17 protein-coding genes are annotated in these 20,273 nt (G+C 58.8%); 9 read left to right on the top strand and 8 right to left on the bottom strand.

All coding sequences use genetic code 11. From position 1 onward, the window contains the following. Positions 1-11 precede the first annotated feature (11 nt). The 7 genes from panF to msrP form a co-directional block, all read right to left on the bottom strand. Complete coding sequence (gene panF, locus AC6I8F_RS01930) at positions 12-1,457, bottom strand: sodium/pantothenate symporter (protein ID WP_498028424.1); 1,446 nt, start codon at positions 1,455-1,457, stop codon at positions 12-14. After that, complete coding sequence (locus AC6I8F_RS01935) at positions 1,447-1,689, bottom strand: YhdT family protein (protein WP_058771470.1); 243 nt, start codon at positions 1,687-1,689, stop codon at positions 1,447-1,449. Before AC6I8F_RS01935 ends, panF begins: the two co-directional genes overlap by 11 nt. Before the next feature lie 71 nt (positions 1,690-1,760). Then, the gene (accC, locus tag AC6I8F_RS01940; protein ID WP_088516096.1) at positions 1,761-3,110 is read right to left on the bottom strand and encodes an acetyl-CoA carboxylase biotin carboxylase subunit; all 1,350 of its coding nucleotides are present in this window, start codon (positions 3,108-3,110) and stop codon (positions 1,761-1,763) included. 11 nt (positions 3,111-3,121) lie between these two features. Further along, positions 3,122-3,589 (bottom strand): acetyl-CoA carboxylase biotin carboxyl carrier protein, encoded by a 468-nt coding sequence (accB, locus tag AC6I8F_RS01945; protein WP_058759883.1) that lies wholly within the window; start codon positions 3,587-3,589, stop codon positions 3,122-3,124. A gap of 21 nt (positions 3,590-3,610) precedes the next feature. Further along, positions 3,611-4,063 carry a type II 3-dehydroquinate dehydratase gene (gene aroQ, locus AC6I8F_RS01950; RefSeq protein ID WP_059011527.1) on the bottom strand — a complete coding sequence of 151 codons (453 nt, stop codon included), beginning with the start codon at positions 4,061-4,063 and terminating at the stop codon, positions 3,611-3,613. Positions 4,064-4,295: 232 nt separating this feature from the next. Next, entirely contained in the window at positions 4,296-4,898 is a 603-nt protein-coding gene (gene msrQ, locus AC6I8F_RS01955) for a protein-methionine-sulfoxide reductase heme-binding subunit MsrQ (RefSeq protein WP_021508155.1), read from the bottom strand. Next, positions 4,899-5,903 carry a protein-methionine-sulfoxide reductase catalytic subunit MsrP gene (msrP, locus tag AC6I8F_RS01960; RefSeq protein WP_058759882.1) on the bottom strand — a complete coding sequence of 335 codons (1,005 nt, stop codon included), beginning with the start codon at positions 5,901-5,903 and terminating at the stop codon, positions 4,899-4,901. It lies immediately after the preceding gene. Positions 5,904-6,209: 306 nt separating this feature from the next. Here msrP and csrD point away from each other — a divergent pair, with 306 nt between their 5' ends. The 8 genes from csrD (at position 6,210) to tldD (ending at position 18,736) form a co-directional block, all read left to right on the top strand. Further along, positions 6,210-8,156: an RNase E specificity factor CsrD gene (gene csrD / locus AC6I8F_RS01965; RefSeq protein ID WP_058759881.1), complete on the top strand. Its 1,947-nt coding sequence runs from the start codon at positions 6,210-6,212 to the stop codon at positions 8,154-8,156. Positions 8,157-8,467: 311 nt separating this feature from the next. Then, positions 8,468-9,511, top strand: a complete 1,044-nt coding sequence (gene mreB, locus AC6I8F_RS01970) for a rod shape-determining protein MreB (protein ID WP_003855260.1) — start codon at positions 8,468-8,470, stop codon at positions 9,509-9,511. Between the two features lie 268 nt (positions 9,512-9,779). Then, positions 9,780-10,814, top strand: coding sequence for a rod shape-determining protein MreC (gene mreC, locus AC6I8F_RS01975; RefSeq protein ID WP_021508152.1), 1,035 nt, complete (start codon positions 9,780-9,782; stop codon positions 10,812-10,814). Next, entirely contained in the window at positions 10,811-11,299 is a 489-nt protein-coding gene (gene mreD, locus AC6I8F_RS01980) for a rod shape-determining protein MreD (protein WP_031279826.1), read from the top strand. The genes mreC and mreD overlap by 4 nt, the downstream gene beginning before the upstream one ends. Positions 11,300-11,307: 8 nt before the next feature. Further along, positions 11,308-11,901, top strand: coding sequence for a Maf family protein (locus AC6I8F_RS01985; RefSeq protein ID WP_088516100.1), 594 nt, complete (start codon positions 11,308-11,310; stop codon positions 11,899-11,901). Continuing rightward, positions 11,891-13,360 (top strand): ribonuclease G, encoded by a 1,470-nt coding sequence (gene rng / locus AC6I8F_RS01990; RefSeq protein ID WP_021508149.1) that lies wholly within the window; start codon positions 11,891-11,893, stop codon positions 13,358-13,360. The genes AC6I8F_RS01985 and rng overlap by 11 nt, the downstream gene beginning before the upstream one ends. Before the next feature lie 47 nt (positions 13,361-13,407). Beyond that, a complete protein-coding gene (gene yhdP, locus AC6I8F_RS01995) occupies positions 13,408-17,226 on the top strand; it encodes an AsmA2 domain-containing protein YhdP (RefSeq protein WP_282996000.1) in 3,819 nt (1,272 codons plus the stop codon). 64 nt (positions 17,227-17,290) lie between these two features. Continuing rightward, positions 17,291-18,736 (top strand): metalloprotease TldD, encoded by a 1,446-nt coding sequence (gene tldD / locus AC6I8F_RS02000; protein WP_021508147.1) that lies wholly within the window; start codon positions 17,291-17,293, stop codon positions 18,734-18,736. A 150-nt stretch (positions 18,737-18,886) separates the two neighbouring features. Here tldD and aaeR read toward each other — a convergent pair whose 3' ends face one another. Further along, the gene (gene aaeR, locus AC6I8F_RS02005) at positions 18,887-19,804 is read right to left on the bottom strand and encodes an HTH-type transcriptional activator AaeR (RefSeq protein ID WP_031279824.1); all 918 of its coding nucleotides are present in this window, start codon (positions 19,802-19,804) and stop codon (positions 18,887-18,889) included. A 258-nt stretch (positions 19,805-20,062) separates the two neighbouring features. Between aaeR and aaeX the strand changes: the two genes are divergently transcribed. Then, positions 20,063-20,266 (top strand): p-hydroxybenzoic acid efflux pump operon protein AaeX, encoded by a 204-nt coding sequence (gene aaeX, locus AC6I8F_RS02010; RefSeq protein WP_021508145.1) that lies wholly within the window; start codon positions 20,063-20,065, stop codon positions 20,264-20,266. Positions 20,267-20,273 lie beyond the last annotated feature (7 nt).

Here is a 20,273-nt window from a genome sequence, read left to right on the forward strand (position 1 = left end):
GCGTTTCTCTTTTATTCCAGGGCAGCATCGCGTGCGTCAGGCGCGCTGCCGAACAGATTACCCACCAGGAAGGCCAGCAGGCTTAATGTCAACGATGGCACGATAGGGTGAAAACCCCACAGTCCGATTTTCAGGCTGGCAAGCAGCGTATAGCATCCGGCTCCCACCACCATGCCACTGATGGCGCCCGCCGCATTGGCGCGCTCCCAGTACAGTCCCAGCACCAGCGGCCACAGAAAGACCGCTTCAAGGCCACCGAACGCCAGCAGGTTGAGCCAGATAATCATATCTGGCGGATTCCAGGCCGCCAGCAGCAGCAGCAGGCCGAGCACAAAGGTGATGGTGCCGGAGAGCAGCCGCAGACGCGCCTCGTTCTCGCTGTGCTGCGGCGCGATACGCAGGTAAAGATCTTTGATCAGCGTAGCGGACGATTGCAGCAGCTGCGCGTTAATCGTCGACATGATCGCCGCCATTGGCGCCGCGAGGAACACGCCAGCCGCCATCGGTGGCAGCACGGTGATCATCAGTGTCGGGATCACGCGATCCGGAATCGCCAGATCCGGCAGTACCGCGCGGCCGAGTGCGCCGGCCAGATGCATACCGAGCATCAGTATCACCACCACGATAGTGCCGAGGATGATACCGCGATGCATCGCTTTGCTGTCTTTGTAGGAGATGCAGCGCACGGCGGTATGCGGCAGCCCAATCACGCCAAAGCACACCAGCACGGCAAACGAACTGAGGAAGGTCGGATTGATGACGTTGCCGACGCCTTCCGGTGACACCAGCTGCGGATCGATGCTACGCAGTTTGGTGACCGCCGTTGCCAGACCGCCCGCCTGGTGGATGACGGCAAACAGCAGCAGGAAGGTGCCAATTAGCATCACCAGCCCTTGCATGGCATCGTTGAGCACGCTGGCGCGAAAGCCGCCGAACGCGGTATACAGCGCGATGGTGCCGCCAAAAATCAGCAGCCCGGTGTCATAAGGAATACCAGCGGCCGTTTCCAGCAGGCGTGCGCCGCCGATGAACTGTACCGTCATGGCACCAATAAACGCCACCAGCAGGCTGATACTGGCCAGCCAGATAAGCAGCGGGCTGCGGTAGCGGCCGTACAGCATGTCATTGAGCGTCACCGCGTTGTAGCGTCGTGCCAGAATCGCGAATTTTTTGCCCAGCACGCCGAGCGACAGCCAGACCGCCGGCACCTGGATCATCGCCAGCAGTACCCAGCCCAGCCCGTATTTATACGCCGCGCCCGGCCCGCCAATAAATGAGCTGGCGCTGATGTAAGTGGTGGTGATGGTCATCGCCAGCACAAAACCGCCCATTGAGCGACTGCCGAGGAAATACTCACTCAGAAAGTTGCCGTGGCGCTGTTTGCGCATGGCAAACACCGACAGCCCGGCAATCAGCACCAGATAGGCCAGCAGTGGCAGAATGATTTCAGTTTCCATCGTGGTCCTCCAGAGACATATCGCGGAACACCACGCGCACCATCAGCCAGCACAGGCCGATGAACAGCAGCGGGGCGAACACGCAGGAGAACTCAAACCAGCGCGGTAAGCCGGTGAAACCGCTTTGTGTGCCGCCGAGCCATGCGGACACGCCCCAGACGGCGAGGTACGCCAGCGTCAGGTACAGCGACCAGCGCGCCTCTTTGTTAGCTTGCAAAAAACGCCCATCCATCATGCAACCTCAAAGGCAACAAAAATGAAAAAGGCCGGTTTAACCGGCCTCTGCATTGCTCTGCGCTGCGCTTACTTCTCGTGCAGGCCGAGTTTTTTCTCCAGATAGTGGATGTTAGTACCACCCTGCTGGAAGTTTTCGTCGGTCATGATGCGCATCTGCAGCTCGACGTTAGTCTTGATGCCGTCGATGATCAGTTCCGCCAGCGCATTTTTCATGCGCGCGATAGCCACGTCACGGTTTTCGCCGTAGGTGATCAGCTTACCAATCATTGAGTCGTAATACGGCGGCACGCTGTAGCCGGCATAGATGTGCGATTCCCAGCGCACGCCAAAACCGCCTGGCGCGTGGAAACGGGTGATCTTGCCCGGGCTCGGCAGGAAGGTGTTCGGGTCTTCGGCGTTGATACGGCACTCGACCGCATGACCGCGCACCACCACATCTTCCTGTTTGATGGACAGCGGCTGACCGGCAGCAATACGCAGCTGCTCTTTGATCAGGTCGACGCCAGTGATCATCTCGGTGACCGGATGTTCCACCTGAATACGGGTGTTCATCTCGATGAAGTAGAACTCACCGTTTTCATACAGGAACTCGAACGTACCGGCACCGCGATAGCCGATCTCCACGCAGGCGTTAGAGCAGCGCTCGCCGATGTAGCGACGCAGTTCCGGCGTGATGCCCGGTGCTGGTGCTTCTTCGACCACTTTCTGGTGGCGACGTTGCATGGAGCAGTCACGCTCGGCCAGATAGATGGCGTTGCCCTGACCGTCGGCCAGAACCTGAATCTCGATGTGGCGTGGATTCTCGAGGAATTTCTCCATGTACACCATGTCGTTGTTGAAAGCCGCTTTGGCTTCCGCTTTCGTCATGTTGATGGACTGCTCAAGATCCTTGTCGCTGCGCACAACGCGCATACCGCGACCGCCGCCGCCGCCAGAGGCTTTGATGATCACCGGATAGCCGATGCGCTTAGCGATGGCACGGTTTTTCTCCATGTCGTCGGTCAGCGAACCGTCAGAGCCTGGTACGGTCGGTACGCCGGCTTTTTTCATCGCGTTGATCGCTGACACTTTGTCGCCCATCAGGCGAATGGTGTCGGCTTTCGGACCGATGAAGATAAAGCCAGAGCGCTCAACCTGCTCGGCGAAATCGGCGTTCTCAGAGAGGAAGCCGTAGCCCGGGTGGATCGCAACCGCGCCGGTGATTTCGGCGGCGGAGATCAGCGCCGGGATATTAAGATAACTTTTGACCGACTGCGCCGGGCCGATGCAGACGGTTTCGTCCGCCAGCAGCACGTGCTTCAGATCGCGGTCTGCCGTGGAGTGTACCGCCACAGTCTTGATGCCCAGTTCTTTACAGGCACGCAGAATGCGCAGCGCAATCTCACCACGGTTAGCAATGACAATTTTATCCAGCATGCTTCGCCTCGTTATTCGATGACGACCAGCGGCTCGTCGAATTCAACCGGCTGGCCGCTTTCCACCAGGATCGCCTTCACAACGCCGGATTTATCGGCTTCGATCTGGTTCATCATTTTCATCGCTTCAACGATGCACAGGGTGTCGCCAGCGTTCACTTTCTGACCCACTTCCACAAACGCTTTGGCGTCCGGGCTTGGGGTGCGATAGAAGGTACCGACCATCGGCGAACGCACGATGTGGCCGCTGACTTCAGGTTTAGCCGCTTCTGCAGCGACAGGCGCAGCAGCAGGTGCAACCGCAGCAGCCAGCGCAGGCTGTGGAGCCGGAACAGCATAAGCCTGCTGCATCATAGGGTAACCGACATTGGCAGGTGAACGGCTGATGCGAACCGACTCTTCGCCTTCAGAGATTTCCAGCTCAGCGATGCCGGACTCTTCAACCAGTTCAATCAGTTTCTTAATTTTACGAATATCCATGAGTGTGGTTCCGTACTCTGTTTAATTGGAATGTGACAGGCGTTTTACGGCCGTTTGTAAAGCCCACGAGTAGCCGTCGGCGCCCAGTCCACAGATGACGCCGGCAGATACATCGGAAAGATAGGAGTGATGTCGGAACGGTTCGCGTGCATGCACATTTGAGAGATGCACCTCAATAAAAGGAATGCTAACCGCCAACAGCGCATCGCGCAGGGCAACGCTGGTGTGCGTAAACGCAGCCGGGTTGATGATGATGTAATCGACGTTGCCGCGGGCTTCGTGAATACGATCAATCAGCTGGTATTCCGCATTCGATTGCAAATGACTCAATTTCACATGGTGCTGGTCGGCCTGTTGCGTCAGATCGCTGACAATCTGCGCCAGCGTAGTGTGACCATACTTCTCAGGCTCGCGCGTTCCCAACAGGTTCAGGTTGGGTCCGTTTAACAGCAGTATGTGAAATTTATGCGCCATCTTGCGGCTATCTCCTGCAATCAGTGAGGCATCGCGTAAAATACCGCGACATCCTTCATTTGTCACTCTTCAGAGTGAAAAAGAAGACTTCGCTTGCAATAAAGCCGGGCATTATATCCGTTTCGAGGCAATTCGCAGCAAAATACTGGTCTTATCTGCGAAGTTGATCCGGCGAGGCCCGAAGGCCACACCTTTTAACAGATCTCGCAGCAGGAAAACAACCTTGCGGGGATTATCGGCGCAGAAGTTTACGCAACTTATTGTAACGCCAGCCTAACAGCGCCAGCGCCAGTAGTGCATAAATCCACGGCTGCGGTGACAGCACTTTTACTGACCAAAGATAGTGGACAGGCGCGAGGATCGCGACCAGATAGATGCCGTTGTGCAGCGTTTGCCAGCGGCGTCCCAGTTTGCGCTGGGCGCGCTGAAAAGAGGTGATGGCGAGAGCAAACAGAATAATCCAGCTGATCATGCCCAGTAACAAATAGGGGCGCGAGACAATCTCACTGCCGAGTAATCGCAGATGATCGTAACCCAGTTCCAGCAGATAGTAACTGGTGAGATGCAGACAGGCCCAGGCAAAGCACCACAGGCCGAGCAGCCGGCGGGTACGAATCAGCAGCGGCTGCTTCAGATAACGCGTCAGCGGGCTCACCAGCAGCGTCGCCAGCAGCAGCTTCAGCGCCATGCGGCCGGTAAAATGCTGGATATCTTTCGCCGGATCGGCGCTCAGCCAGCCCTGATTTGCCGCCAGAAACAGGTACACCAGCGGCAGAAACGCCGCCAGATGCAGCACCACTTTCAGCAGCGTAACGTGGCGTAATGTCAGGCGCACTCAGTAGTTCTCCCGTAAATCGAGACCGCGATACAGCGAGGCCACCTCTTTAGCATAACCGTTGAACAGCAGCGTCGGCTGGCGTTCCACCTTGAGAATGCCGCCCGCACCGATAAAGCGCTCAGTCGCCTGCGACCAGCGCGGGTGGTTGACGTGCGGATTCACGTTAGCGTAGAAGCCATACTCATTAGCGGCGATCTGGCTCCAGGTGGTAGGCGGACGATCGTGCGTCAGGGTAATTTTGACGATCGACTTAATCCCTTTAAAGCCATATTTCCACGGCACCGTCAGGCGAATCGGCGCGCCGTTTTGCGGCGGCAGCGCTTTGCCGTAAACGCCGGTGCTGAGCAGCGTCAGCGGATGCATCGCTTCGTCCAGCCGCAAGCCTTCAACATAGGGATAATCCAGCCCGCCGCCGATAAAGCGGTCCTTTTGTCCTGGCATCTGATCGGGCGCGTATAGCGTCTGGAAGGCGACATAGCGGGCATTGCTGGTGGGTTCAGCCAGCTTCAGCAGCTTGTTGAGTTCAAAGCCTACCCAGGGAATCACCATCGACCAGGCTTCAACGCAGCGCATGCGATAGATACGCTGCTCCATGGCGAAGCGTTTGAAGATGTCGTCCATATCCAGCGTCATTGGCTTCGCCACTTCGCCCTCAATGCGCAATTGCCACGGGTCGGTTTTCAGCGTGCCGGCATTGGCGGCAGGATCGGCTTTGTCGAGACCAAATTCGTAGAAGTTGTTGTAGCCAGCGACTTTATCAAACGGCGTCAGCGGCAGGTCCGCCTGCCACTGGGCCGGTTTACTGAACTGCAGATCGCGTCCGGCAGGCGCCGGCGGCCTGTCATTGCCCTTAAACCAGCTCAGCACATCGGCCTGTGCGCCGCCGGGCAGGCTGGCCGCGGCAGCGCCAAGCCCCAGCGCTTTCAGCACCTGGCGGCGGCGCAGATTAAAAATGCTTTCCGGCGTAACATCGGCTTCGGTAAGGATGTGCTTGCGCTTCATGGCGTTCTCCGGCAAATCGATTAACTGCAGCTAGCATGATCAAACGCTGCCCGGCGCGCCACTTTCGCTGGCAAAATGTGAAATTTCCTGGCCGGTGCGTTCTGTTGAGAATAGGACGAAAAAGCCGCCCCGGAAGCCAGCGCTTCACACTTTGACGTTATACTCGCGCCGCAGGGTGGCGAAACCCGGCGCCGGGCGGGCGCTGATTTGGATCGGTAATTGTGATAATTTGCTCAGGTTTGCACCAGCGCGGCTGGCGCGAACCGTGGGCTGGCGTTCATAAACCGCAGTGATACAGGCACAGGGATGCGATTAACAACCAAGTTTTCTGCGTTTATTACCTTATTAAGCTTACTGGCGATGTTACTGATGCTGGTAGGCTGCGCTTTTAGTTTTATCTGGCTGTCGCAGCAGCGCGTAGAGAACCGTGTGCAGACGCTGGCGACGGAAGTCGATAAAGCGCTGGCCAGCCAGTCACCGCAGGAACTGACGCAGTGGCTGACGCGCCTGATGCCCGTCATCAATGCCGAACAGCTGGAACTGCATCACGATGATACCGTGCTGTTCCGCCTCGCGCGCCATGAAAATCCGATGCTGGAAGACGAGCCCAACCGTTTCATTCAACTGGATGTGCCGCTGGTGCACGCGCCGGGCATGGCGCTGCGCGTGGTGGTGCTCGATCCCGCCAAAACCTGGTTCCGCTCGTTCACCGGTGCCTACACGCTGATTATCCTGCTGACGGTGGTGGCGATCATGTCGGCGCTGCTGGTGATGACGCACCGCTGGCTTAACCGCCGCTGGCAGCATATGGAGCGGCTGGAGGCGCGCGCGGAGCGCATTCTGGCTGGCGAGCGCGCGCCACGCAGCGATACCATCGCCGAATGGCCGCCGAAAGCCAGCCGCGCTATCGATCTGCTGCTGGGGGATTTACAGGAAGCCGGCGAGCAGCGTCTGCGTATCGACACCTTAATCCGCACCTTTGCCGCGCAGGATTCGCGTACCGGCCTGAATAATCGCCTGTTTTTCGATAACCAACTGGCCACGTTGCTGGAAGACCAGGAAGATGTTGGCACGCACGGTGTGGTGATGATGGTGCGGCTGCCGGACCTCGATACCCTGCATGAAACCCTCGGACCGACGCTGGTCGATGAATACCTGTTCGACCTGGTAAACATGCTCTCCACCTTCGTGCTGCGCTATCCGGGGGCGCTGTTGGCGCGCTATTTCCGCAGCGACTTTGCCGTACTGCTGCCGCACCGCACTTTGAAAGAGGCCAACAGCATTGCCGACCAGCTGATCAACGCGGTGGATTCGCTGCCGCCGATGCGCATGGTGGATCGCGATGATCTGATCCACATTGGCATTAGCGCCTGGCGCAGCGGCGAGTCGGTGTCGCAGGTGATGGAGAACGTCGAACTGGCCACGCGCCGGGCGGCGCTGCAGGGCGGCAACAACTGGTCGGTGGGCGAGGGCAATACGCTGGAGATGGGGCGCGGCAGCGTGCGCTGGCGCACCCTGCTGGAAAACACCGTAAACCGCGGGGGCCCGCGTCTGTACCAGAAACCGGCGGTGCTGCTGGACGGCAAAGTGCATCACCGTGAAATGCTGGCGCGCGTGTTCGACGGCGATAAAGAGGTGGTGTCGGCAGAGTTCATGCCGCTGGTGCTGCAGCTTGGCATGGCCGACAGCTGGGATCGCCAGCTGGTCATGCGTATTGCGGCGCTGTCGGAGGTCTGGCCGGATGAAACGCTGGCGCTGCCGGTAAATATCGATTCGCTGCTGCAACGGCCGTTCCAGCGCTGGCTGCAAAAATTGCTGCTGCAGTGCAGTAAATCGCAAAGAAAACGATTTTTATTTGAACTTGCTGAGGCGGATGTTTGTCAACACATCAATCGTTTAGTGCCGGTTTTCCGTATGCTGACCGCGTTTGGCTGTCGGATTGCGGTAGATCAGGCCGGATTAACGGTGGTGAGTAGCGCTTACATCAAGCAGTTCCCGATTGAGCTGATCAAGCTCGATCCGGGCCTGATTCGCAACATTGAGCGCCGTACAGAAAATCAGCTGTTCGTGCAAAGTTTGCTGGAAGTGTGTAAATCCACGCCCACCAAAGTCTTTGCCGCCGGTGTACGCACGCGCGCGGAGTGGCAAACGCTGGCCGGGCTGGGCGTCGCGGGCGGCCAGGGCGACTTTTTTGCTCCTTCGCTGCCGGTGAACAGTAACGTGAAGAAACACTCACAACGTTACCGGATTTAGCGCGTCAGCCACAGATACGGCAGCAGGCGGCTATTTTTCGCCTTTATGCCGTGCGCAGCCGGCGCGATCGGCGGCGGGAAATGTTAGATTTTATGTCGGAATTCACCCGCGACCGGCGGGTGAATTTGCGTTTAGAGCGGCAGCTTAGCGCCGTTTAACGCCGGTGTCGGACGGCAGCACCGCCGCGAAAAATTATTCAGCCTGGTTTTTCACCGAAGCAGAACGTTTTTGCGCCTTGTAGCGGCTTCGCGTGGTTGGTAAAGTAGGCGGATTTTATTTTCCGCCCCCAGCTTGCAGGATTATCCCTTAGTATGTTTAAAAAATTTCGTGGCATGTTTTCCAATGACTTGTCCATTGACCTGGGTACCGCGAATACCCTGATTTACGTAAAAGGACAAGGCATCGTGCTGAACGAGCCTTCTGTGGTTGCCATTCGTCAGGATCGCGCCGGCTCCCCAAAGAGCGTAGCGGCTGTTGGTCATGATGCAAAGCAGATGCTTGGCCGTACGCCGGGTAACATCGCAGCAATCCGTCCGATGAAAGATGGCGTTATCGCCGACTTCTTCGTGACTGAAAAAATGCTCCAGCACTTCATCAAGCAAGTGCACAGCAACAGCTTTATGCGCCCCAGCCCACGTGTGCTGGTGTGCGTGCCGGTTGGTGCGACCCAGGTTGAGCGTCGTGCCATCCGCGAATCGGCGCAGGGCGCCGGTGCCCGTGAAGTGTTCCTGATTGAAGAACCCATGGCCGCGGCAATCGGCGCGGGTCTGCCAGTGTCAGAAGCGACCGGCTCGATGGTGGTGGATATCGGTGGCGGTACGACCGAAGTTGCGGTTATCTCCCTGAACGGCGTGGTTTACTCTTCTTCTGTGCGTATTGGTGGCGATCGCTTCGATGAAGCTATCATTAACTACGTGCGCCGTAATTACGGCTCGCTGATTGGTGAAGCCACCGCTGAGCGTATCAAGCATGAGATCGGTTCGGCTTATCCGGGTGACGAAGTGCGCGAGATCGAAGTGCGCGGCCGTAACCTGGCTGAGGGCGTGCCGCGTGGCTTTACGCTGAACTCGAATGAAATCCTGGAAGCGCTGCAGGAGCCACTGACCGGTATCGTCAGTGCCGTGATGGTCGCGCTGGAGCAGTGCCCGCCGGAGCTGGCGTCTGACATCTCCGAGCGCGGTATGGTGCTGACCGGTGGCGGCGCGCTGCTGCGTAACCTGGATCGTCTGCTGATGGAAGAGACCGGTATTCCGGTAGTGGTCGCAGAAGATCCGCTGACCTGCGTAGCGCGCGGCGGCGGTAAAGCACTGGAAATGATCGACATGCATGGCGGCGATTTGTTCAGCGAGGAGTAATTCCTCTCCGGCTGAGACCGTGGTCAAATTGCGCAGGGAATAGCGACGATACCCAAAATCAGCACAACGGCAGGACGATGGCCATCGCATGCCGCACGGCAGCCTCAGCAGCAGGCACCGGGCAGCAGCGGCACAACGTCGTCACTGCGGTTTGCAGGATGCGGGGTAACTGGCGACGCTGCGCACGACGGCGTATAGCGTCCAGCCCTGGAGGCGTGAGTGCTGACACTCACGCTTCTTCCCTGATGTCGAGGAATTCGCAGAATTTATGAAGCCGATTTTTAGCAGGGGACCTTCCCTGCAGTTGCGCCTGTTTCTGGCCGTGATTGTGGCTATCGCGATTATTGTCGCCGATAGCCGGATCAGCACGTTCTCCCAGATCCGCAACTACCTGGACACGTCGGTCAGTCCATTTTACTTCCTGGCCAACGGGCCACGACAGCTTCTTGACGGCGTTTCCGAAACGCTGGCCTCGCGCCAGCAGCTGGAGCTGGAAAACAAAGCGCTGCGCCGTGAGCTCTTCCTGAAAAACAGTGACCTGCTGATGCTGGGGCAATACAAGCAGGAAAACGCGCGTCTGCGCGAGCTGCTCGGCTCGCCGCTGCGTCAGGATGAGCACAAAATGGTGACCCAGGTGATCTCCACCGGCACCGATCCTTACACCGATCAGGTGATCATCGATAAAGGCAGCGTCAACGGCGTGTATGAAGGCCAGCCGGTGATCAGCGATAAAGGCGTGGTCGGCCAGGTGGTGGCGGTAGGGCAGATGACCAGCCGCGTGCTGCTGATCTGCGATGCCTCGCACGCCCTGCCGATTCAGGTGCTGCGTAACGATATTCGCGTCATCGCCGCCGGTAACGGCTGCAGCGAAGATCTGCAGCTGGAGCATCTGCCGGGCAATACGGATATTCGCGTCGGTGATGTGCTGGTGACGTCAGGCCTGGGCGGACGCTTCCCGGAAGGGTATCCGGTCGGCGTGGTGTCGTCAGTGAAAGTGGATACGCAGCGTGCCTATACCGTGATTCAGGCGCGTCCGACCGCCGGTCTGCAGCGTCTGCGCTACCTGCTGCTGCTGTGGGGTGCGGATAAGAACGGCGACATGCCGATGGCACCGGACGAAGTGCATCGCGTGGCCAACGAACGCCTGATGCAGATGATGCCGCAGGTACTGCCGCCCGCGGGCGAAATGGGGCCGCCGGCACCCGCCATGATGCAGCAAAATCAGCAGATGGGGCCGCCACAGCCCGCCGCCAGCAGCCGTTCGCAGGGTAATCCGGCGAACTCGCGCGGAGGCCAGCCTTGAGTCGATATCGCAGCCAGGGGCGTTGGGTGATCTGGCTGTCCTTCCTTGTTGCGCTTATCCTGCAAATCATGCCGTGGCCGGATCAGATTTACATGTTCCGGCCATCGTGGCTATTGCTGATCCTGATCTACTGGGTGCTGGCGCTGCCGCACCGGGTCAATGTGGGCACCGGCTTTTTCCTCGGCGCCATTATGGATCTGGTCGCCGGCTCAACGCTGGGCGTGCGTGCGCTGGCGTTCAGCATTATCGCCTATCTGGTGGCCTTTAAATTTCAGCTATTCCGCAATCTGGCGTTGTGGCAGCAGGCATTAATGGTTATGGTGCTGTCGCTGGCGGTTGATGTGATTGTTTTCTGGGCAGAATTTCTGGTCATCAATGTCTCCTTCCGCCCGGAAATCTTCTGGAGTAGCGTGGTCGACGGTATCCTGTGGCCCTGGCTATTCTTACTGATGAGAAAGATTCGCCGTCAGTTTGCTGTGCAATAAGGAATTCAATGATAACCCTCTACCTGGCTTCCGGCTCACCGCGTCGGCGCGAGCTATTAACGCAGCTTGGCCTGCAGTTTGAGCGCCTGATTACCGATGTTGAAGAGCAGCGTCAGCCGGGCGAAGCGGCGGAGTCTTACGTGCGGCGTCTGGCCAGCGATAAGGCGCGGGCCGGCGTGCGGATAGCACCGCAGAATCTGCCGGTGCTGGGCGCTGACACCATCGTGGTGCTGAATGGCGAAGTGCTGGAGAAACCGCGCGATGCGGCGCATGCCGCACAGATGCTGGGTAAACTGGCCGGGCAAACCCATCAGGTCATGACGGCCGTGGCGCTGGCCGATGCGCAGGGTGAACTGGATTGCCTGGTGACCACAGACGTGACATTCCGCACTATCACGGCAGAGGAAATTTCGCACTATATCGCCAGCGGCGAGCCGATGGATAAAGCCGGCGCGTACGGTATTCAGGGCCTGGGCGGCAACTTTGTGCGCCGCATCAATGGAAGTTATCACGCCGTAGTGGGATTGCCGCTGGTGGAAACCAGCGAACTGCTGAGCCATTTTCAGTCGCTGCGTGCGTTAAGGGGACAAGATGACGGCTGAACTGCTGGTAAATGTGACACCTTCTGAAACCCGTGTTGCCTATATTGACGGCGGCATTCTGCAGGAAATCCATATTGAGCGCGAAGCGCGGCGCGGTATTGTCGGCAATATCTACAAAGGGCGCGTCAGCCGGGTACTGCCGGGCATGCAGGCGGCATTTGTCGATATCGGCATGGACAAAGCGGCCTTTCTGCACGCCTCGGACATCATGCCGCACACCGAATGCGTGGCGGGTGATGAGAAGAAGAACTTTATCGTGCGCGATATCGCCGAGCTGGTGCGTCAGGGACAGGATTTAATGGTGCAGGTGGTGAAAGATCCGCTCGGCACCAAAGGCGCCCGTCTCACCACCGATATTACGCTGCCGTCGCGCTACCTGGTCTTTATGCCGGGGGCTTCGCACGTGGGCGTCTCACAGCGCATTGAAAGCGAAGCCGAACGTGAGCGGCTGAAAGCGGTGGTTGCCGCTTACTGTGACGATCTCGGCGGCTTTATTATTCGTACCGCTGCAGAAGGCATTGGCGCAGAAGAGCTGGCGCAGGACGCGGCATTTTTAAAGCGCCTGTGGACCAAAGTCAGCGAGCGTAAGAAGCGCAACCAGACGCGCTGCCTGCTGTACGGCGAGCTGGCGCTGGCGCAGCGCGTGCTGCGCGATTTCGCCGGCGCAGCGCTGGATCGCATTCGTGTCGATTCGCGCCTGACCTGCGATCTGCTGGTGGAATTTACCAGCGAATATATTCCGGAGATGGCCAGCAAGCTGGAGCTGTACAACGGCAAGCAGCCGATTTTCGATCTCTATGACGTGGAGAACGAGATTCAGCGCTCGCTGGAGCGCAAGGTGGAACTGAAATCTGGCGGTTACCTGATTATCGACCAGACCGAAGCGATGACCACGGTGGACATTAACACCGGTGCGTTTGTCGGCCACCGCAACCTCGACGAAACCATTTTTAATACTAATATCGAAGCCACGCAGGCGATTGCGCGCCAGCTGCGGCTGCGTAATCTCGGCGGCATTATCATCATCGACTTTATCGACATGAATAATGACGATCATCGCCGGCGCGTGCTGCACTCGCTGGAGAGCGCGCTGAGCAAAGATCGCGTCAAGACCAGCATCAACGGCTTCTCCGCGCTGGGGCTGGTCGAGATGACGCGCAAACGCACGCGCGAAAGCATTGAGCATGTGCTGTGTGCCGATTGCCCGGTGTGCCAGGGACGCGGTTCGCTGAAGACGGTGGAGACCGTGTGCTATGAAATCATGCGTGAAATCGTCCGCGTCCATCACGCTTACGACTCCGACAGCTTCCTGGTGTACGTGTCGCCCGCAGTGGGTGAAGCGCTGAAAAGCGATGAGTCGCACGCGCTGGCCGAAGTGGAAATTTTTGTCGGCAAGCAGGTCAAAGTACAGGTTGAACCGCTCTACACGCAGGAGCAGTTTGACGTCGTCATGATGTAAGTCGTGAGGTTGAACGCCGTAACCCAACGGAAAGCAAGGAGAGGTGTGTGAGGCGGTTGCCGGGGATTTTGTTACTGCTGCTCGCCGCAATCATCGTCATTGTGGCGCTGCTGGTCAGCGGGCTGCGCCTTGTGATGCCGCATCTCAACAGCTATCGCGGCGAGGTGCTGCACACCCTTTCGCGCGTCAGCGGCGTCACCATCGATGCCAGTGAAGTTCAGGGAAAATGGGAGAATTTTGGCCCGACCCTGCAGGTACGCGATCTGCGTATCGACATGGAAAAAGATGGCGAGCTGCAGATTGGCCGCGTTACGCTGGCGCTCAATGTGTGGCAGTCGCTGCTGCACTGGCGCTGGCAGTTCCGCGATCTCACCTTCTGGCAGCTGCGGCTGGCAACCAACCGTCCGTTGCTCACCAGCGACGAGCAAAAAAACAGCTTCAAACCGGCCCAAATCAACGATCTGTTCTTACGCCAGTTTGACCATTTCGATCTGCGCGACAGCAGCATCCGTTTTCTCACGCCTTCCGGCCAGCATGCCGAACTGGCGATTCCCCGCCTTACCTGGCTGAACGAGGACAACCGCCATCGCGCCGAAGGCGAAGTGAGCCTGTCCAGCTTCACCGGCCAGCACGGCGTGGTGCAGGTACGGCTCGATCTTAACGATACTAACGGCTTACTCAACGACGGCCGCATCTGGATGCAGGCCGATGATGTGGACGTGCGCCCGTGGATTGGCCGCTGGCTGCGTGATAATACCAGCCTGCAAAGCGCGCGTTTCAGCCTGGCCGCGTGGGTCAACCTGCGCGACGGCGAAGTGTACGCGGGCGATCTGCTGCTGAGCAAAGGCGGCGCACGCTGGCGAGGCGAGCAGGGCGATCATCAGCTGCAGGTGGATGGCCTGACCGCGCATCTGGCGCGCTACCAGAATGGCTGGAGCCTGACGGTGCCGCAAACCCGGCTGATGACTGACGGCGTGGCCTGGGATGCCGGCCATATCGCCCTGCTGTGGAAGCCGGAAGATAAACAGATGATCGGCGCGAACAGTGCAGCAGAAGTGCGGGTGCGTGCCACCCGGCTCGATCTGCAGCGTCTGGCACCGCTGGTGCCGCTGTTTGCGCCGCTCTCGCCCACGCTGCTGGACAACTGGCGGGCGCTGCAGCCGCGCGGCTATATCGACGCGCTGGCGCTGGATATTCCGCTGGCGCAGCCGGAGCAGACGCGTTTGCAGGCGCGCTGGCGCGATCTGGCGTGGCAGCACTGGCAGCTTTTGCCGGGCATCAGCAATCTGAGCGGCAGCGCCAGCGGCAGTCTGAACCACGGCCAGCTGGATGTGCAGATGGGCCAGGCCGAAGTGCCGTACGGCGATATGTTCCAGGCGCCGTTACAGATTCAGCAGGTCACCGGCAGGATTAACTGGCTGCGCGATGGCAACGGCCTGACGCTGGATGGCCAGCAGCTGGACGTGCAGGCACGTTCGCTATGGGCGCGCGGCGATTTCCGCTATCAGCAAAATGTCGGTAAAGCGCCGCGCCTCGACATTCTTGCCGGGATTCGCGTCACCGACGCCGGTGATGCCTGGCGCTACTTCCCCGAGCCGCTGATGGGCCACGATCTGACGCAGTATCTCAGCGAAGCGGTCAAAGGCGGCCAGGTGGAGAATGCCACGCTGCTGTTTGCCGGGGATCCGCGTCTGTTCCCGTTTAAGCACCACGACGGCATGTTTGAAGTGGCCGTGCCGGTGCGCAATGCTACCTTCCAGTTCCAGCCGGGCTGGCCGGCGCTGCAAAACCTCGATATCGACCTCGATTTTATTAACGATGGTCTGTGGATGAAGGCGGCGCAAACCCGGCTGGGCGCGGTGGACGCGCGCAACGTCAGTGCGGTAATCCCGGATTACCTGAAAGAGAAGCTGATCATTGACGGTGATTTGAGCGGCGAAGGTAAAGATATCGCCGACTATTTCGCCCGCACGCCGCTCAAATCCACGCTGGGTGCGGCGCTGGAGCAGCTGCAGATTAGCGGCAACGTGCGTGGTTCGCTCAACCTGGATATTCCGCTGGATGGGGAACTGGTGCACGCCAGCGGTAACGTGGTGCTGAATAACAACAGCCTGCACATTAAGCCGCTTAACACCACGCTGAAAAACCTGACCGGACGTTTCCGCTACAACAACGGAAACCTGGAGAGTGAAGAGCTGCAGGCCAACTGGTTCGGTCAGCCCACCGGCGTGCGTTTCACCACCACGGAAAATCCCGATGATTTTGGCGTTAACGTCAAACTGCTGGGCGACTGGCAGCCGGCAAAACTGGCCATGCTGCCCGCCAGCGTAAGCAGTAAGCTGGGCGGCAGTCTGGCGTGGCAGGGCAATGTCGACATCACGCTGCCGCATCAGGGTGGGGCGCGCTACAAGGTTGATATCAACGGTGACGGCAAGACAGTGAGCAGTCACTTACCTCCACCATTGGATAAAGAGGCCGGTGAGGCACTGCCCATCGCCATTAATGCCAGCGGCGATTTGCACAGTTTTAACCTCAGCGGCAGCGTGCGTGAGCACCATCGCTTTAACAGCCGCTGGCTGCTGGAGCCGCAGCTGCGCGTTGATCGCGGTATCTGGCTGAATGATGCCAAAAGCACGCCGGCGCTACCGGATCGGCGTGGGATGGTGCTTAATCTGCCGGCGCTAGACGGCGAAGCCTGGCTGGGGCTGATGACCGGCGCGACGGGTTCACGCAATGCGCAGGGCGAGACGGACATCGGCGGCGCACTGCTGCCGGGCGATGTGACGCTGCGCACTCCGGCCCTGACGCTCGGCGGCCAGCAGTGGCACGATGTTAATGCCACGGTGACCCAGGGCGCGGGCGGCAGTACGCAGCTGCAGCTGGAGAGCCGCGAAGCGCGCGGCAGCCTGCGAACCGCACAACACGCGCCGTGGCAAATCGACCTGAGCTATCTTTATTACAATCCGCAATGGAGTGACGACGAAGCGGGCAAGGCCTCCTCGCCGTTCAGTGGGGACAGCGGCATTGATTTCCGCAGCTGGCCAGCGCTGCAGCTCAACTGCGCTGAGTGCTGGCTGCGCGGGCAGAAGTTCGGCCACATTCAGGCCAGGCTCCAGCCGCAGGGAGAGACGTTAGCACTCACTAACGGCAGCGTCGATACCGGCAGCTCGAAGCTCAATGTCGCGGGTGAATGGGTGAACAAAGCGGGCGAGCAGCGCACCTCGTTAAAAGGCAGCCTGAGCGGCAAAAATATCAATGATGCCACCAACTGGTTTGGCATGAACACGCCGCTGCGCGATGCGCCGTTTAAAATTGATTATGACCTGCACTGGCGCTCCGCACCGTGGCAGCCTTCAGAAAAGACGCTGAGCGGCACGCTGAAAACCCACTTCGGCAAAGGGCAGATTGCGGATGTGAACACCGGTCGTGCCGGACAGTTGTTGCGGCTGGTGAGCTTCGATGCCCTGCTGCGTAAGCTGCGCTTCGATTTTAGCGATACCTTTAATGAAGGTTTCTGGTTTGATTCGATTAACGGCACGGCGTGGATTGAAAACGGCGTGATGCGCACCGATAACCTGCTGGTGGATGGCCTCGAAGCGGATATCGCCATGCAGGGCAAAATAGATCTTGTGCAGCGGCAAATCGACATGGAAGCGGTGGTGGCACCGGAGATCGGTGCCTCGGTTGGCGTGGCCACCGCGTTTGTGATTAACCCGGTGGTCGGCGCGGCGGTTTTTGCCGCCAGCAAGGTGCTGGCACCGTTGTGGAATAAGATTTCGCTGCTGCGCTATCACATCAGCGGACCGCTGGATAAGCCGGAAATCAATGAAGTGCTGCGCAAACCGCGCGAAGCCGATAAGAAGTGAATTTGACGCCGTCGGGGAATTGCCGCAGGCTATGACTATCCGAGCACATAATGAGTGAGAAACGATGACTCTGAATCTGGTAAGTGAGCAGTTACTAGCTGCGAACAGCATTAATCAGCAGGACCTTTTTTCCCTGTTAGGGCAGCTTTCAGAACGTCGTCTGGACTATGCCGATCTCTATTTTCAGTCCAGCTTCCATGAATCCTGGGTGCTGGAAGACAAAATCATTAAAGATGGCTCTTATCACATCGATCAGGGCGTGGGCGTCCGCGCGGTAAGCGGCGAGAAAACCGGTTTTGCCTATGCCGATCAAATCAGCCTCAACGCCCTGCGCCAATCGTCCGAAGCGGCGCGCAGTATTGTGCGCGAGCAGGGCAACGGTAAAGCGCACGCGCTCTCCGCGGTGCTTAACCGTTCGCTGTACGCACCAGTCAATCCGCTGGACAGCCTGACGCGCGAAGACAAAATCGCGCTGCTGCACCGGGTTGATAAAGTGGCACGCGCTGCTGATCCGCGCGTGCAGGAAGTGAATGCCAGCCTGAGCGGCGTCTACGAGCAGGTGCTGGTCGCCGCCACCGACGGTACGCTGGCGGCGGATATTCGCCCGCTGGTGCGCCTGTCCATTAGCGTTCAGGTGGAAGATCAGGGTAAACGCGAGCGCGGCGCCAGCGGCGGCGGTGCGCGTACCGGCTACGAATTTTTCCTCGCCGATGAGAGCGGCGACGTACGGGCCGATGTCTGGGCGCGCGAAGCGGTGCGCATGGCGCTGGTTAACCTGTCCGCCGTCGCGGCGCCAGCCGGTACGCTGCCGGTGGTGCTGGGTGCGGGCTGGCCAGGCGTGCTGCTGCACGAAGCGGTGGGCCACGGTCTGGAAGGGGATTTCAACCGCCGCGAGACTTCCGTCTTCAGCGGTAAGATGGGCCAGCTGGTGGCGTCCGAACTCTGCACCGTGGTTGACGACGGTACCCTGCAGGGGCTGCGTGGTTCGCTGGCGGTGGATGATGAAGGCGTGCCGGGACAGTACAACGTGCTGATCGAGAACGGCGTGCTGAAAGGCTATATGCAGGACAAGCTCAATGCGCGTCTGATGGGCGTGCCGCCTACTGGTAACGGTCGTCGTGAATCCTATGCGCACCTGCCGATGCCGCGCATGACCAACACCTATATGCTGGCGGGCAAATCGACGCCGCAGGAGATCATTGAGAGTGTGGAGTATGGTCTGTATGCCCCTAACTTTGGCGGCGGCCAGGTCGATATCACCTCCGGCAAGTTTGTGTTCTCGACCTCCGAGGCTTATCTGATCGAGAACGGCAAAGTCACCAAACCGGTGAAAGGCGCGACGCTGATCGGCTCCGGCATTGAGGCGATGCAGCAGATTTCCATGGTCGGTAACGATCTGGCGCTGGATAAGGGCGTCGGCGTGTGCGGTAAAGAGGGCCAGAGCGTGCCGGTCGGCGTAGGTCAGCCCACGCTGAAGCTGGATAAAATTACCGTGGGCGGAACGGCTTAAGGTTCATGCTGGTGCGCATCAGTGCGCACCCTGTCAAAACCGCGCCACTCTCCCTGCAGGGTCACCCTTCGTGGTGACCTGGCATGTATAACTGAACTGCACTTCCCCGTCTGCGTCCTCAAGGCCGGCAATACCCGCGCGCCACCCTGGCTAACTTTTGCGGTGCTGCTGATACTGCCTCGCCACCTGCCTGAAATACTCGGTCAGATAATTGATACACACCTGCACCTTGAGCGGCAGCTTATCCTTCTCGGTATAAACGGCATACACCGGGCGCGGCTCCGAGTGATACTGCGGAAACAAAATATCGATCTCACCGGCGTTGATCTCATCAATCACCCACATCAGCGGCACATAGGCGATACCGCAGCCCGCTTTCAGCCAGCGAATCAGCGTCTGAGAATCATTGGTGACAAAACGGCCCTGCGGCGTCAGGCGCGTTACCTGGCCTTCCGGCGCCACCAGCTCGAAGGTGTTATCCGGGCGCACGCTGTACTCCAGCCAGGAAAAGTTGTCGATTTCAGCCGGCTTTTCCGGCGTGCCGTGCTGGGCCAGGTAGCTTTTCGCCGCGCATACCACCATCGGCATGGCGCCCAGCCGGCGCGAGAACAGGTTGGAATCCTGCAGCTCACCGACGCGTATCACCACATCCAGCCCGTTAGCAATCAGGTCCGGCGCCGGTATGCCGGTCATCAGGTTGACGCTCAGTCCCGGGTATTCGTGCAGCATCTCGCTGGTCATGGCGGAGAGGACATTTTGCGCCATGGTGGTTGAGCAGCCGATGCGTAAAATCCCGATCGGCGTGTTGTTGAAGGCGTACAGCTGTTCGTGCACCTGCGAGGCCTCTGCCAGCATGCGGCGGCAACCCTGATAATAAATCTTACCGGCTTCGGTCAGGCCCAGACTGCGGGTGCTGCGGTTAAGCAGTTTCACCTGCAGCTCATCTTCCAGTCTGGCAACAATCTGGCTGATTGACGAGACGCTGAGCTGCAGCTGGCGTGCGGCGGCGGTAAATGAGCCCAATTCAACCACTTTGGCGAAAATGGACATGCCTTTGAGTCGTTCCATTGTTTACTCTGGCTAAAAAGTGATTTAGCTCACAATATGTAGAAAACGTATAGTCAAGCGCGTTACTATACGCACGCTGGGTCTCTTCACCGCACCTGAACACGGCAGTGTTTACCCGATGATACGCTATGATTAGCTCAACGCGGCCTGAATGTTGTCATCAGATTATCCGTCATCCCACTATCATCAACCCGACGTGCCAGAGGGCATGAGGGCAGGTATCGGTGCAATCCGGCAAGGTCGAACTAAGGAACCGAAATGAGTGTGCTTCCGGTATTTGTCGTATTCGGGCTGTCTTTTCCGCCCATCTTCATTGAACTACTGGTTTCGCTGGCGCTGTTCTGGCTGGTGAAACGCGTGCTGACGCCCAGCGGGATTTACGATCTGGTGTGGCACCCGGCACTTTTTAACACAGCGCTGTATTGCTGTGTGTTTTACCTTGTATCCCGTCTATTCGTCTGAGGTTTTA

This window comes from gamma proteobacterium symbiont of Axiagastus rosmarus, assembly GCF_059730925.1.